19 protein-coding genes, 1 pseudogene and 1 other annotated feature are annotated in these 19,793 nt (G+C 37.6%); of the genes and pseudogenes, 16 read left to right on the top strand and 4 right to left on the bottom strand.

Annotated elements, in window-relative coordinates:
* Positions 1–24 precede the first annotated feature (24 nt).
* Positions 25–1,371, top strand: a complete 1,347-nt coding sequence (brnQ, locus tag C9J31_RS09685) for a branched-chain amino acid transport system II carrier protein (protein WP_107948932.1) — start codon at positions 25–27, stop codon at positions 1,369–1,371.
* A gap of 50 nt (positions 1,372–1,421) precedes the next feature.
* Here brnQ and C9J31_RS09690 read toward each other — a convergent pair whose 3' ends face one another.
* Positions 1,422–2,180: an SDR family oxidoreductase gene (locus C9J31_RS09690; RefSeq protein WP_107923839.1), complete on the bottom strand. Its 759-nt coding sequence runs from the start codon at positions 2,178–2,180 to the stop codon at positions 1,422–1,424.
* Positions 2,181–2,410: 230 nt separating this feature from the next.
* On the opposite strand from C9J31_RS09690, the gene C9J31_RS09695 reads away from it, so the two are divergent.
* The 13 genes and pseudogenes from C9J31_RS09695 (at position 2,411) to C9J31_RS09755 (ending at position 12,141) form a co-directional block, all read left to right on the top strand.
* On the top strand, positions 2,411–2,971 hold the full coding sequence (locus C9J31_RS09695) for a TetR/AcrR family transcriptional regulator (RefSeq protein WP_107948934.1): 561 nt from the start codon (positions 2,411–2,413) through the stop codon (positions 2,969–2,971).
* 226 nt (positions 2,972–3,197) lie between these two features.
* Complete coding sequence (locus C9J31_RS09700; RefSeq protein ID WP_238602073.1) at positions 3,198–3,605, top strand: DUF4275 family protein; 408 nt, start codon at positions 3,198–3,200, stop codon at positions 3,603–3,605.
* A gap of 65 nt (positions 3,606–3,670) precedes the next feature.
* Complete coding sequence (locus C9J31_RS09705) at positions 3,671–3,829, top strand: hypothetical protein (RefSeq protein ID WP_193767044.1); 159 nt, start codon at positions 3,671–3,673, stop codon at positions 3,827–3,829.
* A 78-nt stretch (positions 3,830–3,907) separates the two neighbouring features.
* A complete protein-coding gene (locus C9J31_RS09710; protein WP_107948936.1) occupies positions 3,908–4,222 on the top strand; it encodes a PadR family transcriptional regulator in 315 nt (104 codons plus the stop codon).
* 1 nt (position 4,223) lies between these two features.
* Positions 4,224–4,760 (top strand): DUF2812 domain-containing protein, encoded by a 537-nt coding sequence (locus C9J31_RS09715; RefSeq protein ID WP_107948938.1) that lies wholly within the window; start codon positions 4,224–4,226, stop codon positions 4,758–4,760.
* A gap of 15 nt (positions 4,761–4,775) precedes the next feature.
* A complete protein-coding gene (locus C9J31_RS09720; protein WP_107948939.1) occupies positions 4,776–5,306 on the top strand; it encodes a DUF2812 domain-containing protein in 531 nt (176 codons plus the stop codon).
* A 12-nt stretch (positions 5,307–5,318) separates the two neighbouring features.
* Positions 5,319–5,849, top strand: coding sequence for a DUF2812 domain-containing protein (locus tag C9J31_RS09725; protein ID WP_107948941.1), 531 nt, complete (start codon positions 5,319–5,321; stop codon positions 5,847–5,849).
* A 12-nt stretch (positions 5,850–5,861) separates the two neighbouring features.
* Positions 5,862–6,767: an ABC transporter ATP-binding protein gene (locus tag C9J31_RS09730; protein WP_107923832.1), complete on the top strand. Its 906-nt coding sequence runs from the start codon at positions 5,862–5,864 to the stop codon at positions 6,765–6,767.
* Positions 6,768–6,789: 22 nt separating this feature from the next.
* Entirely contained in the window at positions 6,790–7,995 is a 1,206-nt protein-coding gene (locus C9J31_RS09735) for an ABC transporter permease (RefSeq protein ID WP_238602074.1), read from the top strand.
* Positions 7,996–8,367: 372 nt separating this feature from the next.
* Complete coding sequence (locus C9J31_RS09740) at positions 8,368–9,537, top strand: toxic anion resistance protein (RefSeq protein WP_107948945.1); 1,170 nt, start codon at positions 8,368–8,370, stop codon at positions 9,535–9,537.
* Positions 9,538–9,705: 168 nt separating this feature from the next.
* Positions 9,706–10,242 carry a hypothetical protein gene (locus tag C9J31_RS09745; protein WP_107948947.1) on the top strand — a complete coding sequence of 179 codons (537 nt, stop codon included), beginning with the start codon at positions 9,706–9,708 and terminating at the stop codon, positions 10,240–10,242.
* Positions 10,243–10,705: 463 nt separating this feature from the next.
* On the top strand, positions 10,706–11,611 hold the full coding sequence (gene rarD / locus C9J31_RS09750; RefSeq protein ID WP_107923828.1) for an EamA family transporter RarD: 906 nt from the start codon (positions 10,706–10,708) through the stop codon (positions 11,609–11,611).
* A gap of 93 nt (positions 11,612–11,704) precedes the next feature.
* Positions 11,705–12,141: pseudogene (locus C9J31_RS09755) on the top strand (GNAT family N-acetyltransferase).
* 80 nt (positions 12,142–12,221) lie between these two features.
* Here the strand turns inward: C9J31_RS09755 and tyrS are convergent.
* Together tyrS and C9J31_RS09765 are read right to left on the bottom strand one after the other, a co-directional pair.
* A complete protein-coding gene (gene tyrS, locus C9J31_RS09760) occupies positions 12,222–13,436 on the bottom strand; it encodes a tyrosine--tRNA ligase (protein WP_107948949.1) in 1,215 nt (404 codons plus the stop codon).
* A 75-nt stretch (positions 13,437–13,511) separates the two neighbouring features.
* Positions 13,512–13,753 (bottom strand) — a binding site (T-box leader).
* A gap of 156 nt (positions 13,754–13,909) precedes the next feature.
* Entirely contained in the window at positions 13,910–14,251 is a 342-nt protein-coding gene (locus C9J31_RS09765; protein WP_107923826.1) for a hypothetical protein, read from the bottom strand.
* 694 nt (positions 14,252–14,945) lie between these two features.
* On the opposite strand from C9J31_RS09765, the gene C9J31_RS09770 reads away from it, so the two are divergent.
* Positions 14,946–16,847 carry an endonuclease MutS2 gene (locus tag C9J31_RS09770; RefSeq protein ID WP_107948951.1) on the top strand — a complete coding sequence of 634 codons (1,902 nt, stop codon included), beginning with the start codon at positions 14,946–14,948 and terminating at the stop codon, positions 16,845–16,847.
* Between the two features lie 85 nt (positions 16,848–16,932).
* On the opposite strand, the gene C9J31_RS09775 is transcribed toward C9J31_RS09770, so the two are convergent.
* Complete coding sequence (locus C9J31_RS09775) at positions 16,933–18,180, bottom strand: helix-turn-helix domain-containing protein (RefSeq protein WP_107948953.1); 1,248 nt, start codon at positions 18,178–18,180, stop codon at positions 16,933–16,935.
* A 127-nt stretch (positions 18,181–18,307) separates the two neighbouring features.
* Here C9J31_RS09775 and C9J31_RS09780 point away from each other — a divergent pair, with 127 nt between their 5' ends.
* The gene (locus tag C9J31_RS09780) at positions 18,308–19,588 is read left to right on the top strand and encodes an MFS transporter (protein ID WP_107948955.1); all 1,281 of its coding nucleotides are present in this window, start codon (positions 18,308–18,310) and stop codon (positions 19,586–19,588) included.
* The last annotated feature ends 205 nt before the right edge of the window (positions 19,589–19,793 follow it).

Raw genomic sequence — 19,793 nt, forward strand, 5'->3', positions numbered from 1 at the left:
ACACATTGAAGGAGCGCATCAATTATGCAAAATAAAATACCTTTTTCTACGTATGCAGTCATTGGCACGATGCTATTTGGGCTGTATTTCGGAGCGGGGAATCTCATTTTTCCAATCCAGCTTGGGCAGTTAGCGGGGACAAACTTTTGGTTTGCGCTCATTGGCTTCCTAGTTACCGCCATCGGTTTACCATTTTTGGGGATTTTAGCGATTGGTTTATCGGGAAGTAACGGACTGCGTGATTTAGCGAGCCGTATCCACCCATTATTTGGCGTTATTTTTTCATTGGCACTGTATTTAACAATTGGTCCTTTTTTCGCCATTCCACGTACAGCAACAGTGCCATTTGTTGTAGGCTTTGAACCATTTATTCAACCAGCACATACAACGCTGTTACTAGGCTTATTTAGCTTTGTATTTTTTGCAATTGTCTATTACTTCTCATTAAATCCTGCGAAAATTATGGATTACATCGGAAAGTATTTAACACCTGCCTTTTTAATCTTCTTATTCCTGTTAATCATGACAAGTATTTTCTCACCAATGGGTCATTTCAAAGAGCCAATGGGCGACTATATTGATTCAGCCTTTATGACCGGCTTTAAAGAGGGCTATAACACAATGGATGCGCTGGCGTCGTTGGCATTCGGGATAGTTGTGATCAATGCCATTAAAAGATCAGGTATTACGGATCGAAAGGAAATTGCGAAGGCTACTTGGAAATCTGGTATTTTTGCGATGGCGTTAATGATGCTGATATATGGATTAATTACGTATATGGGTGCATCGAGTATTGAAGCAATCGGCACCCTTGATAATGGTGGCTTAATATTTGCAGCGGTCGCTAAGCATTATTTCGGTTCATTCGGTGCTATATTGTTGGCGATTATTATTGTGCTGGCGTGTTTAAAAACGAGTATTGGCCTCATCACTTCTTGTAGTGAGTTTTTCCACGAAGTGTTTCCGAAAGTCAGCTACAAATGGTTTGTCTTCATTTTGTGTCTTGTGTCATTTGCAATCGCCAATTTTGGTTTAAACAATATTATTAAATTCGCGATTCCAGTGCTGATGTTCTTATATCCACTTGCGATTGTACTCATCTTACTTGCATTAAGTTCTTCATTATTTAAAAATAAGCAATCGGTTTATGCAACTGCCATGTTCTTTACATTTTTCATTAGTATCATTGATGGCTACAAAGCGTTAGCTGATAGTGTTCCTGCAGCGAAAATCGGTGTGTTGGATGCTGTCACGCAGTTGTACGCTGATTTTTTACCTTTTTATGATATCGGTTTAGGGTGGATTTTACCGGCGCTAGTCGGTGCGCTAATTGGGTCTGTAATGGGTGCCAGGCACCTGGAAAAAATATGAAAAAAGGCACGCGCCTAGGAAACATAACTAGGGGCGTGCTTTTTCCATGATTAGTAAGCTGTCCAACCACCATCAACGGCAATTACTTGGCCGTTCACAAAGCTTGCTTCATCGGATCCTAAGAAAATAGCAAGCTGTGCAATTTCCTCTGGCTGTCCAGCACGTGGATTAATCCCTAAACCAAGTGATTGACGAGCCGCGCCGACTTCACTCATATTTGTCATTGTTGAGGCAATGTTTGTGATAACAGCACCTGGTGCAATGCCATTACAACGAATGTTTTTATCTGCATACATAAATGCTGTGTTTTTTGTTAAACCCACAACGGCATGTTTGGAAGCTGTGTAGGCAGCTCCTGCACGTGCCCCATAAAGACCACCAGCAGAAATATTATTGACAAAGACACCATGGCCTTGTGCTAGGAAAATATCTGTTGCTAATCGCATAGAACGCATAACCGCTGTTGTGTTTACAGCAAACACTTTGTCCCAACGTTCGTCTGAAATTTCACCTACAGGTTCCATTCCATCCATAATGCCGGCATTATTTACTAAAATATCTAATTGCCCATAAGTATTTTTCGTTTCATCAAATAAACGTTGTAGGTCTTCTGTTGAAGCAACGTTTGTTTGTATTGCAGTAGCAGTGCCGCCAGCTGCTTGAATGCCATCAACAACTGCCTGCGCACCGTCTAAATTCAAATCTGATACAACGACTTTTGCGCCTTCTTTTGCATAACCTTCTGCAATTGCTTTCCCCATACCTGAAGCTGCACCTGTAACGATTGCTACTTTACCTTCTAATCTCATTTCGAAAGACCTCCTATTATTATCAATTTAACCCTTGCGCTATCATGCTATACACGAGATGCATAACCTGACTCAATGGATGCGTTAGCACGCAATTATCAGATTATGTATTGAACATGTGTTCATTAAAATAATATAATAGAATTGTAAGCGATTTCAATATGCAGAAATCAGAGAACTGTTCAATAATCAACACATCTAGCAAATCTGTTTAGTAGGAGGTGAAAAATTTGAACAGGAACGATTTACGTGTAGTAAAAACGAAGCAAGCTCTCCATAATGCATTGCTAACATTGTTAAGTGAAAAACCTTTAGAAAGTATTTCAATCGCTGAAATTTGCCGTGAAGCGAAGGTGAATAGAGGTACATTTTACTTACATTACGAACAGAAAGAAAAGCTGTTTGAGGAATACTTTCAGGAAATTATGGCGGATTTAAATAATTCCTATGAGGAGCCATACCGTGCAGTTACAAATTTTAATAAAGACGAACTCGATCCAAATACAGTGCGGATTTTCCACCATATCGAGCGCTTTAAAATGTTTTATCGCATTGTTTTTTCGAAAAATGTGCCACTCACATACTATTACATGTTATTTGAAGAAATCCAAGCGCTGTTAAAAAGAGATTTAGCTCAAAACAAAAACACTGAACTTTCCTTAGATTTTTATAGTGCTTATCAGGCAAATGCCATTATCGGCATAATTCTTGAGTGGTATCGTCATGATTTTACGGAAAGTGTTAGCACTTTAAACGAGCAGCTCGTCACCATTTTAAAATTCAAACCATAAAGCATGACGCCTTACGAGGCTTTAACGATAACCGACAGCATGAAGATTATTTATGGGATTGTTCCCGAGGTAACATTAGTTCGAGGCTTTAATTTTGCTATAATTGTGTATATCACAGAGGAGGTAAACAATGGTACGAGAAATAATTAATCATATTTTAGATAGCTTACCGCAAGAGGAATTGGAGAAAATTCATTATTTATTATAAGATATTGAGGAGGATTATTTGTTTCGCAAGCATCTCACCGACAAAGGTGTCATCATTTCAGCATGTGAAGAACCTCAAGCAATCCATACGGCATGGGACAGTATTTTCGCCAAAAATATAAATGAGGAAACAAGGCAAAGTATTTTTTACGAGCAGTTTAAGTGGCATATTTTTAGCTATGAACAACAAGCTTGCCTCAAAAGAGACGAGGCACGTAAAGCGTTTGATGATGTAGCGAAGGACGAATTATTTGTGCTGTATCAATGTATGCCGAATGTGCTTCAATTTAGTGCTGCGCAACATGTCGTTGCAGCAGATTTCGATTCACAGCAAGATATTTATATTGTTAATCGAGATTTTACTTGGACATATGTACATACGCATGAGGAGCAATGTGGTCCTTATTTTTACAACATAAATGAATAATAGCTACGTCACTAGCTGTCCATTAAAGTAAATGGATGGCTTTTTTTTATTGCGGTGACACTGAAGTGGCGAATAGAAAGGCTGAAGTGACAGATAGAAAGGCTGAAGTGACAGATAGAAAGGCTGAAGTGACAGATAGAAAGGCTAAACTGGCGGATAGAACGGCTGAAGTGACGGCCGGCGTTACGTTTGATGGTCTTCTGTGGAATGTGATTTGTCGTTGACAACTATATCGGCTGCTGATATATTTTAAATATATCGTCAGTCGATATATTGAATGACGATATAGAGGGGGTTTTTTTATGACACAAGATCATCCGCCGTTAACAGAGGGCGTTTATTATATTTTATTGGCATTATTTGAGGCGCGTCATGGCTACGGCATTATGCAACTGGTCGAGGAGATGAGTAAGGGGCGTGTGCGGCTTGGAGCTGGCACAATTTATGGCGCTATTAAAACTTTGCTGGAACGAGAGTGGATTGAGGCGTTAGACGGGGATGGACGTAAAAAGGAGTACATCATAACTACAAATGGAAAAAAAATTGTGGAATACGAAATTTTAAGATTAAGGGAACTTTTTGACAATGGCATCCGTATAACGAAAGGAGATGAGTAAGATGCATAAATATCGGTGGGGCGTTAACCCATATGATATAGAGAAATGGATTAATGATATGGCTCTTCAAGGATGGCATCTGCAAAAATTCACATGGGCACGTTTTACATTTGAGCGTGGCGAAAAAGGAAGCTATATTTATCGGCATGATGAAATAGAGAGACTTGCTACACCGTACGAGGACGATTACCTAGAATTTCTGCAAGCCGCTGGCATAGAGTTGGTCGATCGCTCAGGCAATATCGTATTTTTCAGAAAATCTGCAAGTGAAGGACCGTTTGAACTTTATACGGACAAGAAAACCAAAATCAGTAACCTGTCTAAAAAAATGACACTGCTCTTGTCGCTGCTGCTACTTAATTTGGTATTTGGCATCACAGGGCTAAGCGGAGACTTTTCAGGGCCGGCTACAGATTGGCTTGGACTCACAGTAAATATAGCTAATGTCCTGATCGTGTTGTTACTTATCATACCTTTTTTCAGGCTAGTTCGATTGCGCAAACAATTAAAGAGGGATCTTGATGTGTTTACAGACTAGAGTGAGGTGATTCTTTTGAAACGAGTTAAATTTCGCTTTTATATCGATCATGAACATGAGGAAAAATGGGTCAACACAATGGCTGAAACAGGTTGGCATTTAAAGAAGTTCTGGCCATTTATTTATATATTTGAACAGGGAAATCCAAGTGAATTCATTTATCGTAACGAAATGGTGATAAAACGGAAGAAAGATTATTATGAGTTTTTAGCGTCCATGGGGGTAGAATGTATTCATTCATTTGGCGTATGGGCGTACTTTCGGAAAAGACGTGAGGATGGACCATTTGAAATATTTTCCGGGAAATTAGAAAAAATCAAATATTTGGCACGTTTAAATACACTGTTTCTGTTCGCGGCTGTAGTGAACATACTTGTGCTGTTAAATAATATTGTCCTACCACTTCTTCACCATGAAATTCACCAAGAAATCCTATGGGCTAGCTCGTTAAATGTGTTGATAATCGCTTTACTTTATGTAGAAATTCAAAGAAATACTAAACGAAAAAAGAAATTGCAAATGCATGCTCATATTTTTGAAGATTAAGAGAGGGATTATATGAAAAGGAGAACATACCGCTTTTTTATGGACTATGAAAAGGAAGAAGCGTGGGTCAATGACATGGCGGCACAGGGCTGGCATCTACAGAAAACATATTTGGGCTATTTTGTATTTGAACAAGGCGAATCAGGTCAATACATCTACCGCAATGAATGGATCAACGGCAGAACGCAGGATTATTTTGATTTTTTACAGTCGATGAATATTGAATGTGTCTCAAAATTTGCAGGCTGGGCTTATTATCGAAAGAAAGCTGTAGATGGTCCATTTGAATTATTTTCAGATGCTCCCTCTAAAATTAATTCTTTAAAGTCGATGAACCGTCTTTTTATACCATTAGCACTCTTAAATGTTGTCATGGGCATTTTAAATATTACTCTTGGCATCACGGGATCATCACAAAGTTTATTGAACACGTGTCTGGGATTGTTCAACATTATCGCTTCAATGTTATTGTGGGTACCCATTTTTAAAATTGTTAAACGTAAAAAACGATTAGAGCAAGCATTACATATATTTGAAGGGTAGGGAGGAAATAAGATGACATTACAATTACAACATGTCACGAAGAAATATAAGGATTTTACAGCAGTCGATAATTTGAATTTCACCATTGAAAAAGGTGAGATTTTTGGACTGATTGGACAAAATGGTGCAGGTAAAACAACGACATTTCGAATGATACTAGATTTGCAGGAAACAACTTCTGGTACGATTTCATGGAATGGTCAACCTGTTAATAGCATCAACCGTGACGTACTAGGTTATTTACCAGAGGAACGCGGAATTTTCCCTACGATGAAGGTCGAAGAGCAATTATACTTTTTCGGTGAACTTCGCGGTATGAACAAGGCAGAGCTAAAAAAGGATATCGATTTTTGGATTAGTCGATTTGAACTGGAAGAAAAACGCAAAGATAAAGCGGAGACACTGTCTAAAGGGAACCAACAAAAAGTACAGCTCATCGCAAGCTTTATCCATAAGCCACAATTTTTAATTTTGGATGAACCATTTAGTGGTCTTGATCCAGTCAATAAAGACTTGCTGAAAGACGCGATTTTACTGCTAAAGGACCAAGGGACGACGATTTTATTCTCCAGTCATCAAATGGATAATGTAGAGGAACTATGTGATCATCTTTGTCTATTGAAACGAGGGGTCTCGCTATTTACAGGTAGCTTATTAGATTTAAAGAAACAATATGGTAAAACAAAGCTGTCAGTGCGCACAAATTGGTCTACTACACAGTTACTGGCACTAGAAGGTGTCAAAGACGTGCGTGTGGAAAAAGAGCAAACAGTGCTTACACTAGAGGAAGAGCATTTCGCGCAAAGCATATTCGACGAGCTATCAAACGGTAAATATATTGAAAAATTCAGCTTAGATTATTTAACATTGGATGAAATCTTCAAAGATAAGGTAGGTGGTAATGTTGTCGAAGTTTAATTTATTGATGAAACAGTTATACATGTCAAAATTAAAATCTAAATCTTTTATTTTGATGACGCTCATATATGTTGCAGGTATGTCAGTAGCCATTTTTTGGTCAGATATAAAAGAACTCTTTACAGGAAATGATGAAGCGCAGCAAATTGCCATTGTCAATGAAACATCAGCCGATTTAAGCGGCATCTTTATTTCAAATGCTGATATGGCGTTTATTCAGGATGAAACGAATTTACAGGTATTAGAGCAGAAAGTGAAGGACGAAGAAATAGCTGCAATTGTTGAAATAAGTGATAATGATGGACAATTACATGCTGAAATTTCAACCTTTACACCGTTAAAACTAAACGATCAATCAACGATTTCTTCGTTACTACAGTATGCGGGTCAACATTATGCCGTACAGCAATTATCGCTATCTCCAGAGCAGGCAGCGCAAATCATGGCAGCAAACACGACTATTACCAATAAAAACTTAAATGAAGAAACATCTGGTGGTAAAAGTGAGGAAGAAAAACAATCAGGGCTATGGGTTTCCTATGCTGTTGGTATTTTAATTTATTTCTTTATTTCCACATTCTTATCAATGATTACAACTGAAATTGCCTCGGAAAAGGGTTCACGTGCCATGGAAATGCTTTTAGTAAGTGTGAAACCTGCTACCCACTTTAAAGCTAAAATTGCTGGTGTACTGCTACTAGCATTCACACAGATGGCCATTATTGCGGGTGTTTTCCTACTCTATGCGAAATTCGTCAAGGGTGGCGTTATTTGGGATATGGCAGGAGACATTGTCAAGGAATTATCTGTAAGCTATGTGTTATATGCAATCCTGTTCTTACTATTAACGATTATTCTTTATTTAATTGTTGGCGCATTATTTGGTTCTTTAGTTTCTAAGGTAGAGGAAGCAGGCCAAGTACTTATGCCGGCAATGATGATTACGTTAATTGGCTTCTACGTCATGTTATCTGGAATTGGCAATCCAGATACAATTGTTATTAAGATTTTCTCTTATATTCCATTTACCTCTGGTATGGTCATGCCAATGCGTATTGGTGCCACTGATATTGGTGTTATGCAACCACTATTATCGCTTGGGATTCTTGTGCTAACTATTATTGTGGCATACTTATTTAGCTTATCCTTCTACAAGCGCAGTGTGCTGACATATAGTACAGGTGGCGTTATTCAAAAAATTAAAACCGTGTTAAAAGTGACAACATGATGTAGTAGAGCAGCCACTTTAGCTGGCTGCTCTTTGGCGTTATATCTAGGCATTTGCATCAACCGCTAAACAAAAAATCGAAGTCTATGTGAGGTTTTTCGACAATTCAGTCGTATTTCATTTTCAAACAAGCTATAATTTAAGGAAAGGAGATAATCGGTTGCTCTTTTGGTAGCATATTGCGGCTTTACAGAATGAACATCAACAGATTTTTCAAGATATGCATTCGTTAAGCATGACAGCTGGCAATTGAGGTATATTGATAATTCCCATCCAGTAAATGTCACATATTTTGTAAGACTTGAATAAATGAAACTTTTTTATTTTTTATTCGTATTAAAAAGTAGAGATTAATCGCAGGGGGTATTACTTATGTCTGAATTCAACAACGATTTGTTAAAATCTAAAGATCCATTTGCTACAGAGAATCCATTATTACAGCCCAATCCATTATTGCAGGCTGCGCCAGCACAAGCACCGACGCTTGTTTCAGAACAAGAGCTTTCACAAATTGCGCAAAATCAGCTCGCATTAAAACAAGATCCAGAAGTGCATACATTAGCACAGAAAATAGATGTGAAAGACCAAATTGCTATGTTGGAACTAGGAAAAGAAACGGCAACTGATATTTCTACATTCTCAGATAAAATGCTCGCAACGATGAAAGCAAGTAAGCTTGAGGAATCGAGTGTGTTGCTCAACAATTTAAATAAAATTATGGATAAATTTGATCCACAAGATTTTACAGACGAAAAAAAGGGTGGCTTCCTGACAAAGCTGTTCAATAAAGGCAAAGAACAATTAGAGCGCATTCTCTCTAAATATGACAGTATGAATAAGGAAATTGACGTCATTTACCGTGAAATTCAAAAATATGAGGTCGAGATGAAACGCAATACTGTAGACCTTGAAACGTTATATGACCAAAACTTAAACTACTTTCAATCATTAAGTAAATTTGTAGCGGCCATTGAAGTGAAGGCAGACGAGGTACGCGCAACATTACCGATGCTGGAGCAAAAAGCGCAAACAGGTGACCAGTTGGCAGCAATGGAATATGAAACGATGCTCCGTGCGGTAGATTTGCTTGAGCAACGACGCTATGATTTAGAAATGGCGCAGCAAGTATCCTTCCAATCTGCACCACAAATTCGTTTAATGCAGCAGGGGAATAATCATTTAATTGGTAAAATTAACTCTGCGTTTGTCACAACAATCCCAATTTTTAAACAAGGTCTCATTCATGCAGTGACATTGAAGCGTCAAAAATTGATTTCAGATTCAATGAGTGAGCTTGACCGTCGTACGAATGAAATGCTAGTACGAAATGCTGGAAATATCAGTAAAAATAGTGTGAATATCGCACGAGCTGCGGGTAGCCCAAGCATTAAAATTGAAACGATTGAAACAACATGGCAAACGATTATGGCGGGTATTCAAGAAACGAAGCAGATTCAAGCAGAAACAACGAAAAACCGTGAAGAAGGCCGTAAACGTATCGAAAAATTACAGCTCGAATATGAAAAATTGAAAAAAATGTAACAGGGAAGCTTCTTGCATAATCAATGCAAGGAGTTTTTTTATTTTGACAAAATGACCATAACTTATTATGATGATATAAATGAGAATGATTATCAAAACCAAAGGAAGCGGAAAGATGTTAATTAAAGTAATACCATTACATGGACAATTTAGTAATGGAGTGAATAAATGATGAACAAAATAGATCCTTTTGCATTGTCTTGTGAAACATTGCAGGATGGCACACTTGCCGTCAAAGCATCAGAGTCCTTGATGCTGTTATCACAAAATCGCTACAAGGAATTAGCGCATATCGAACAATTATTCAATACCATGGATGTAGATTCAGATAAAAAGCATCATATATTGGAGCAGGATCGGAAAACGTTAAAAAAGCAAAATGCATTACTGACAGAAGAGGTGCAAAAGATTGCACAGCAAAACGCAGTGTTGCAAAAAAAGCTAACGGAATATAATTGCATCGTGGAGGAATTCAAAGAGCTACGTCGCCAAAATACAGAACTCCTAATTGAATTGAGTAAATATACTGCATTGTCCAGAGAAACACTTTCTGGCCCACTGAAATCGATGATTCGAGATTTACGTGAGCAAGGTGTGGGTATAAAAGAAATTCACATTCGCATTAAACGTCAAATCAATCCAGAAATCAGCTATAGTATGGTACGAAAATATATTTCTGAGATTGAAAGCGAAAATAGAGACTAGCTTAGTTAGATAAAACTGGATAGGCGGAACCAATTAATTTATGACACATTCCCAGTTTTGTTGATAATATTTTGCGATTTATCAATAGTTATTAGAGTTTTTGGTCTGCTTTTGCTATTTTAGCAATAACCAATACGCTTATAGTGAAAATGTGCATTTACAGTTTTCCAACAAAGTCCTATAATGAGTCTATTCTTTAACTTTATTCAACAAGAACGGCCAGTAAGAAACCAACACTTAAGTTGCAAGATGCAAACAAGTGAACGATCACCTAAGCGTAAAAGCCCGAGTGCTGCAACTAACCATCAGTCGAGGATACAAAAACCTCACTATTTGAAATTTCGCTCAGTGAACGTCAATCTTGCCAGTGGTTGCTTTTGGTCTATTGAACAAAGTTATGCTTGCATATATTTACGCGCAGGCGTAAATGATTTATACAACTAGAGTAGGAGAATTATAGACAATGTCGAACGAGAAAAAAGGGATATTGGCAGCATTTTTTGCTTATGTCATTTGGGGTGCCTTCCCGCTTTATTGGAAAATGCTTGAGCATGTGCCAAGCATGGAAATTCTGTTAGGACGCGTGATTTGGTCCTTTGTGTTTACGGTGATAGCAGTAGTACTTATCGGTATGCGTAAAGAGCTACTGGCAGATTTAAAATATTTATGGACGCATCAGAAGCTTTTTTGGCTACTAGCGGGAGCTTCTTTTGTCATTTCAATGAATTGGTATTTATATATTTGGGCTGTAACGCATGAACACTTGATTGAGACAAGCCTAGGTTACTACATTAACCCATTGTTATCAGTTATTTTTGGCGTAGTTTTCTTCAAAGAGACACTTAGCCGTGCACAGTGGGCTGCTACAGGTATTGCCTTTATCGCTGTCATTATTTTGACATTGAACTACGGCTCTATTCCATGGGTCGCATTACTGATTGCATTAACCTTCGCCATTTATGGTGTGCTGAAAAAGAAAATTACCATTGATGCAACTAGAGGTCTTGCGATTGAAACATTGTTTATCCTACCTTTTGCACTAGGGTATTACATCTATCTATTTACAACAAGCCAAGCTTCTTTCTTACATGTGAATGTACAAACAGATATTTTGATGATTGTAAGTGGTATTGTCACAGCGGTGCCTTTAATTTTATTTGCCAAAGGCGCACAAAATATTCCGCTCTATTTATTGGGCTTTATACAATACGTAGCGCCAACAATTGTCTTAATTTTAGGTGTTGTGCTGTATAAGGAGCCATTTAGCCAAGTAGAATTAATGGCGTTTAGTATTATTTGGATAGCGTTATTATTATTCTCTGGCTCAAAAATCATCGAAACGAGAAGAGCCCATCATAAATCCGCGTAATAAAAGGACTTGTAGAAATTTTCTACAGGTCCTTTTTATGTGTAAAACAGATTGCACATAGGATACCTTACCCCGATTCATCCCTTGCTAAGGATGAAAAAATGCCACGCTGTCTATTATGATCTACATCATACAAAGCCAACACTAGATGAATACATCTATTTATGTTCGAGTGTAGGGTGGGGAGATTATATGAATTTTGATGTGGCAGAGACATCAATTCAACATTCGATCTTTTCGTTATCGTTAAAGATAATAACAATATTCTTGGAATGGGGAGAATTGTTGGAGACGGTGTAAACTATTTTTATATCCAAGACGTCGTTGTTCATCCAGAATATCAAGGACAAGGAATTGGGAAAGACATTATGAATTCATTAGTAAGTTATCTAGAAAAAAATGCACCTGATAAGGCATTTGTCGGGTTATTTGCATCAGCAGGTAAAGGTGAATTTTATGAAAAATATGATTTTTATAACCACTCTCCTAATATGACCGGAATGTTTAAAGTCATCAAGAATAGTAACTAGAACAGGGCACGATTATGGCGAAAAAACATGCATGAAACAATTTTCGTTTAGTGCATGTTTTTGATTTTTTTAGTCGCTCGTTATTTAATAAATTTTAGAAATCGTTTCTTGCCAATTTGTAACACGTCATTGTTCATTAATATATGATCTAAATCGTCCGCTAGAATTTTTTCCCCGTTTAATGATACGCCATTTTGTTTGATTAACCTTACAAATTCGCTTTTACTTTGAACAAAATCCATGGTAATCAGTTCAGGAATGATGTCGGCAATCTTTTCATGTCCGATTTCAATTATCAGACTAGGAATATTTTCTGGGATTTCCCGTTTTTGAAAGGCGGTTTCAAAATAGACTTTAGCTTCCTTCATCGCATTTTTACCATGATATAACGAGGTAATTATTTCGGCTAATTGTAATTTCACATCACGGGGGTTTTCCCCGTTTTCTAAACGTTCCTGAATCATGTTGATGAACTGAGGATGCTCATCTGTTGCCAATTCAAAATATTTAATGATCAAATGATCGGGCACTTCCATCACTTTTTTAAACATTGTTTCGGGTGCCTCGTTGACACCGATATAGTTCCCTAGACTTTTACTCATTTTTTCAACCCCATCTAAACCTTCTAGTAGAGGCATGAAAATGGCAATTTGTTTTTCTAACCCTAAATGCTTTTGTAATGTTCGACCCATTAAAATATTAAAAGTTTGGTCTGTGCCGCCTAACTCAATGTCTGCGGAAATTTCGACGGAATCATACGCTTGCATTAACGGATAGAAAAATTCGTGAACTCCGATAGGCACTTGATTTTTGTAACGTTTTTGAAAATCATCTCGTTCTAAAATGCGCGCTACCGAAGTCGTTGCTGCTAATTGAATAACTTCTTCAAACGTTAATTTTGATAACCACTCACTATTAAAACGGACCGTTGTTTTATCCTTATCTAATACTTTAAAGATTTGCGCGCAATAGGTGTGGGCGTTTTCCTTAACTACTGCATCACTCAGTGCCACACGACCTTTTGCTTTTCCTGTTGGGTCACCAATGCGACCAGTAAAGTCCCCAATCAAAATGACTACCTGATGTCCTAAATCTTGCATTTGCTTAATTTTGCGTAGAACAACGGCATGACCTAAATGAATATCCGGTGCTGAAGGATCAAGGCCTAATTTAATTGTCAACGGTTCTTTCTTCTCGAATGAACGCGTTAATTTTGCCAGTAATTCTTCTTCATGAACAATTGTGTCTGTCCCTTTCTTAATGATTGCTAATTGCTCTTGTGGTTCTAACAACATCTCTAACAACTCCTTCAAATGTTAATCTGACAGATTCTATAAGAGAAAAACAAAAAACGCCCTTTAGGAATAAACCTAAAGGACGTGTATGAACGTGTTACCACCTTTATTTGAGAGCTATTCACATAACTCTCCTCAATAGGTACGGCTATATGCGATACCCATGCATTGATTACGGGTGCAACCCCGTCGTAGCCTACTATAAGTTCGGTACGCAGCTCCAAGATGTATTCACCTTAACTTTCCTTGCGCCTCTCAACAACCGGCTACTTTCTGTAAGTTCCATTAAAGCTACTCGTTCTCTTCAACGCTTTTACTCTTATACTCCGAAATGCATGAAACAAATCTTCGTTATGCAGATATTGATACTTATTATAACTTTACATCTCTAATTGTCAACCAATTTCGAGTATTCATTGTTTAAGTGCAGTCGCTGATTTATCTTGGTCTAGCAGGTTTAGTGGCAGGGTTATTTATTTATTAGCGGCATTTTGTATTTCGATGTCAAAGGAATGAAAACCGTTTTCTTCTGCTACAATGTTTACGATATTGTGAATTTCTCTTTCTCTTTCTGTATTCATTGCATCACCATCATACATTAACAGTGCAATTATTTGTTTATCTGGGTAAATAGTGTATCCTACGCCTCCAGCCAACGTATAGCCATGCTCGTTTAACCTACTAACAATTTTATTTGAAAGTTCAGTTTCGGTTATTTGTGCATCAATCTTCGCAACTTCCGCCAACAATTTTTGGTGATTGGCAAAATTAACACGACCACTATCATCTGATGTGTTGAAAAAAATATCTAGCATTAAGAATGACCCACATATGAATATGACCGTTACCACAAAAAAGATTCCTTTTTTACGGATAAGGCATCATCCTTTCCTATTCTATATAAATGTTATGCAGGAAGGGTCAGTAAAAGTCTTGGCTCTAGCTTCATAAGCTCAACCGTTTTATGGAGGATTATAAATGAGGATTTCTCCACATGACTTCCTTAATTTTAATGACTAAACGATGTCATTTACTTTCATCGTCAAAAAACGCCAAAACGAAGCAACTTTACTTTTTGATTGGCATATAGTATTATGAATGCAATCAATTAGATGATAATGAAACGAACTATAAATAAATGCGAGGTGCTTTTTGTGAGTGCGGTAGGTTCTAAATAGGCAAAACTAAATGAAGTAAAGAGATGACGACGGGGGATATGTATCAAAACCACCCCTAATTTTGTCATGGATTTATTTCAAAACCTATGAAGATACCTACAATACTTTATAAAGCGTGTAATCTTGAATGAGCGAATACTGAATGTTCGCTTGATTCTATTTGCACATGCCTTGTAACTGTAAAGGAAGCTGTGGTATCCCCACAGCTTTTTTGTGTTTATAAGTAAACTGAATAAGAAAATAACCCAATGCTATAGTTGACAGATAATTGACATCTAATGGGTAGGTATCTTCATTGTGATAGGAAAAATCATCGTGAGGAGAATTGAACATGAATCAAACAACTTTTGAAAAGTTACAATATAACGAATTAAAACAGCTAGTAAAATCTTTTTGTGTCAGTGGGTTAGGGAAGCAATTATTGGATAAGTTGACACCGAGCTCGAATTTGACAGTCGTACACAACCGTTTACACGAAACAACAGAAGCGCGCGCAATCTTGGATGCAGAAGGGCATGTCCCATTTTTAGGCGTCACCAATATTGACCATACACTTAAAAACCTTGAAAAAGGCATTATTCTTGATCCAAGTGAGCTCATAAACGTATCAGATTTTTTAAGAGGATGTAGGAAGATTAAAAAATTTATGCAGGATAAAGAATTTTTTGCACCTTTGTTAGCTTCTTACGCAATTTCGATGTCCGAATTTAAAAGTGTGGAAGAAGAAATTAATTTTTCCATTAAGGCAAATCGGGTGGATGCAGCAGCAAGCAGAGACTTAAAGCGAATTCGCAACCATATCGAAACAACGGAAGAAAAAATTAAAGAACGCTTAGCTAAATTTTTAAATAATAGTGCCAATAAAACGTATATTCAAGAATTCTTTATTAGTAAAAAAGATGATCGTTATACCATTCCCATTAAAGCATCCTTTAAAAATCATGTACCCGGTACAGTTATTGAAATTTCCTCTACAGGGTCGACGGTCTTTATAGAACCTAATACCGTGACAAAATTAAATGGGGAGCTTGCAAGTCTAAAAGCGGAAGAAGCGATAGAAGAATATCAAATTTTAGCGACACTTTCGGGATTGTTGTTGGAGAATATTCAAGCAATCAACATCAATATGGAACTGATTAGCCAATACGATATGGTGTTTGCCAAAGCAAAATTTAGTAAACACATTAATGGCCTAGCACCCACATTAAATGACCATGGCTATATAAAATTAGTGAATTGTAAACATCCACTTCTAACTGGAGAGGCTGTACCACTTAATTTTGGTATAGGCAAAGATTATCGTAGCCTAATTATAACAGGGCCAAATGCCGGCGGAAAAACGGTAGTTTTGAAAACAATCGGTTTATTAACGTTGGCGGCCATGTCCGGTTTTCATATTAGCGCAGATAAGACGACCGAATTGGCAGTGTTCGACCATATTTTTGTAGATATTGGTGACAATCAAAGCATCGAAAATGCACTTAGTACGTTTTCATCGCATATGAAAAACCTTTCGGAAATTATGCGCGCATCCAATAATAATACGCTTTTACTGTTTGATGAAATTGGAAGTGGAACGGAACCGAACGAAGGGGCGGCACTTGCAATCGCCATTTTAGAGGAATTTTATCAAATGGGTTGTATCACAGTGGCAACTACGCACTATGGCGAAATTAAACGTTTTTCAGAAATGCATCGTGATTTTATGAATGCCGCCATGCGCTTTAATAGCGACACATTAGAGCCGATGTATAAGCTGATGATCGGTACATCCGGTGACAGTAACGCCCTGTGGATTTCGAGAAAAATGAATATGCGTGAAACTGTGCTACAAAGAGCACAAGCATACATGGAAAATAAGGATTATCACTTACAACGTGTGCATGAAGATAAAATAAGAAAGCCGAAGATTGTCAAAGTACAAAAGCAAGACAATTATGCATTTCAAAAAGGGGACCGTGTGAAATTATTAGATTACAATGACTATGGCATTGTCTATCAAGAAATGGACCCTTACAATAATATCGCCGTGTTCTATCAAGGCAATTTCATGGAAGTCAATGTGAAGCGATTGGCTTTAGAGGTGCAGGCCAACGAATTATATCCAGAAGGCTATGATTTAGATACATTATTTGTGGATTATCAAGACCGAAAGTTACAGCATGATATCGAGCGCGGTTCGAAAAAAGCACTGCGTAAAATACAAAAAGAAATAAGAAAGGATAGGGGATGACATTCTCATAACTAGAAAATGATTTATTTAAAGGGATTGCACTTTTACATATTGCGTGCAATCCCTTTATGTTTAGTGCATATTACTAGACGGAATTAATCTGTGCTTTAATCGTTAAATATGTTTCCTTAATCTTATCTTTATAGGGAAGGTCGACTAAATCCTTGGAATCCATATAGGCTTTTTTGGCGATTTCGTAAGCTGTTGTTAACTCACCAAGTTGTGCATAGTTAAGGGCTTTATAGGAGAAGCACTCATTCATACTTAACAAATCATATGGATGGGAGATGTACATTGGGATTGCTTTATAGTGCTCAAATGCTTCTTTTGCCTCTAAATACTGACCAAGAAAATAGAGGGATTTCCCTTTTTCTGCATAATAAAAATTTTCATCCAGTTTTTGGACATCGCCATGGTGGAGAGCTTTAAAGCGTTCTATTTCCATTAATGCTTGCTGATAATCGCCTGTATAATTATTATAATAATGTGCTCGTAATACGAAGATAAATGCGTCCACATCGACTTGTTCGACAAAAACTCGATATTGCTCCAGCTTCATCATCAGATGTTCAGCCTGTTCGAAGTCCCCATCAATCATTGCACAATAAGCAGCGATACGATACATATCATCAATATGGTAATACAGCTGGTTTTGGTGAGCATTTGTAATGGTTTCATTTATGAGTTGTTTCCCTTCCTCATGCTCTCCAACAGCCAACTGAAGGATGCTAATAAAATAAGCCAATTTCCCCATATCACGTGAATCTAACTGATAATTTTCTTGTTTAATTTCCTCTTGTACTTGTAAAATACAGGCGTATGCCGCATCATATTGGCGATTTTCAGCTAATACGGCAAGCTGTAACATATATGTTTTAAACCAATGACTGAGCAAATTTATTTCTTTAAATATTTGTCGTGCTTGTTGCAATGGCCGTTCCCATGTCGATAAACCTGCTTCGTACTGCGCATCTGCATATATATATAGCAAACGCCCAGCCTCATAGCTAAATGGGAGTTCTTCTACATAGGGCTCAATCATAGCAACCAGTTGTTGATGATTGTCCTTATCTCCACGCTTTACTTGTGCAAACAAGATTTCCACTTGCTCTAAAAGAGGACGTATTGTAGTGGGCGTTACTTGTTCAAGTAGCTCACTTGCTTTTACCCCAAGACGTTCTGCAATATAATTTAGGCTTTCCATAGACGGCTTGGCCTTATCATTTTCAATTTGACTTAACATACCCTTGGTTAGACGGTCGGCGGCAAGTGCTTCTAATGTTAATTTTCGTTCTTTTCGTAATTTGCGAATTCGAGTGCCTAAAGAGTCCACTGCCTCGCCTCCTTTTTATTGTTTAATTATATTAAACTTTTGCTTGCCTGAAAAGAGGGAACTATGCTATATTTTGTTTAATAAAATTAAACTTTTAAATTTAGTTAAAAATATGGAGGGGTTTTTGATGAATGAAGCGGAAAAATATAAGAAGGCGACCTATCATTTATGGACTTTTACCGCCAGTAAAATGATTGCGATGTTAGGGTCGCATGTCCTGTCATTTGGTATTAGTTTGTATATTTTAGCAATGACAGGTTCTGCCATGAGCTTTGCGACGAATATGATTTGTTCCATATTACCGCGCGCACTGGTGGCGCCAATTGCAGGCTATGTCGCAGATAATTATTCAAAAAAACGAACTATTTTATTGGCACAGGCGGGAACAGTTTTGACAATGGGTGGTTTACTACTTTATACGGAGACAGTAGGTATGTCAGTCAACGCGATCTATGTGACGACCGTATTCTATACGCTGTGCTCAGCGTTTTCGGGTGTAACGTTTAGCTCGGCAATCGCTACTTTAGTGAATCCAGAGCGTTTACAGCGTGCGATGTCGTTCAATCAAATGTCGATGTCGGTAGCTGCTATTGGTGGACCTGTTATCGGTGGAATGATGTATGGCTTTTTCTCGATGGAAGTATTTTTAATCGTGCATATGGTTGCCTATATCATTGCTTTTTGTTTAGAGGCAACAATGGATTTCAAATTATATAGTAAACGACAAGAGAATGTGGAGAAGGAAAAAATATGGGCAGGACTGGCGAGTGGCTTTCGTTATATCAAGCAACAGAAAGTCATTAAAGTGGTGATGTGGCTGTCTTTATGGATTAATTTATTTTTCTCAGCCATCGTTGTTGGGGGAACCTATATTATTATTGAAATACTGAAAGTGGAGTCAACACATTTTGGCTTTATTCAAGCGTCAGGCGCAATTGGTATGTTAGTAGCTTCACTCTATTTTGCAACACAGGCAGAAGTTAAAATGCCGTTGCGATTCTCAAAGATTAGTTTATTGCTTCTATCTGGTAGTTTAGGGCTTGCGGTAATACCATTAGTGACAAATCTTTCGTATATCACGATTTTTATCTTTTACATCGGTCTCTATTTTATTTTCGCTATTTTTGAAATGGGCATTAATATGCCGCTTGGGGTCTTTATGCAAAAGCTCATTTCTGAGGAATATCGTGGGCGCGTGTTCGGACTGATGGAAACTATGGCCATGTCAATGATGCCGATTGGTATGTTAGTTTACGGCGTATTATACGATACGCTTCCAGCGACAGGGATTCTGCTTGTTACGAGTGTCATTATCGTTACCATTACGCTTGTGCTGTTAAGACCAGCTGTGCTAAAAGAGGCCCATCCTGAATTGGTGGAGCCAGTGATGGAAAGCGTTCAATCTTAGAAACATCAACGATAAAAAGCGGGTCGGGGAAGGGGAACCTGACGTGATTTTTCAATAAACTTGGAATGAGTACTTGTCTGGTCGTACATCAGATGGTAACGGAATATAGATGCTTAAAAGTCTGGTACTTTAAAAGTATCAGGCTTTTTAACGATATTTTATCATGATGGTATAGAGTCTTCAGTTTTTAGTGTAGCAAAGATAG

The sequence above is a fragment of the Lysinibacillus parviboronicapiens genome (assembly GCF_003049605.2).
GTDB classification, from domain to species: domain Bacteria; phylum Bacillota; class Bacilli; order Bacillales_A; family Planococcaceae; genus Lysinibacillus; species Lysinibacillus parviboronicapiens.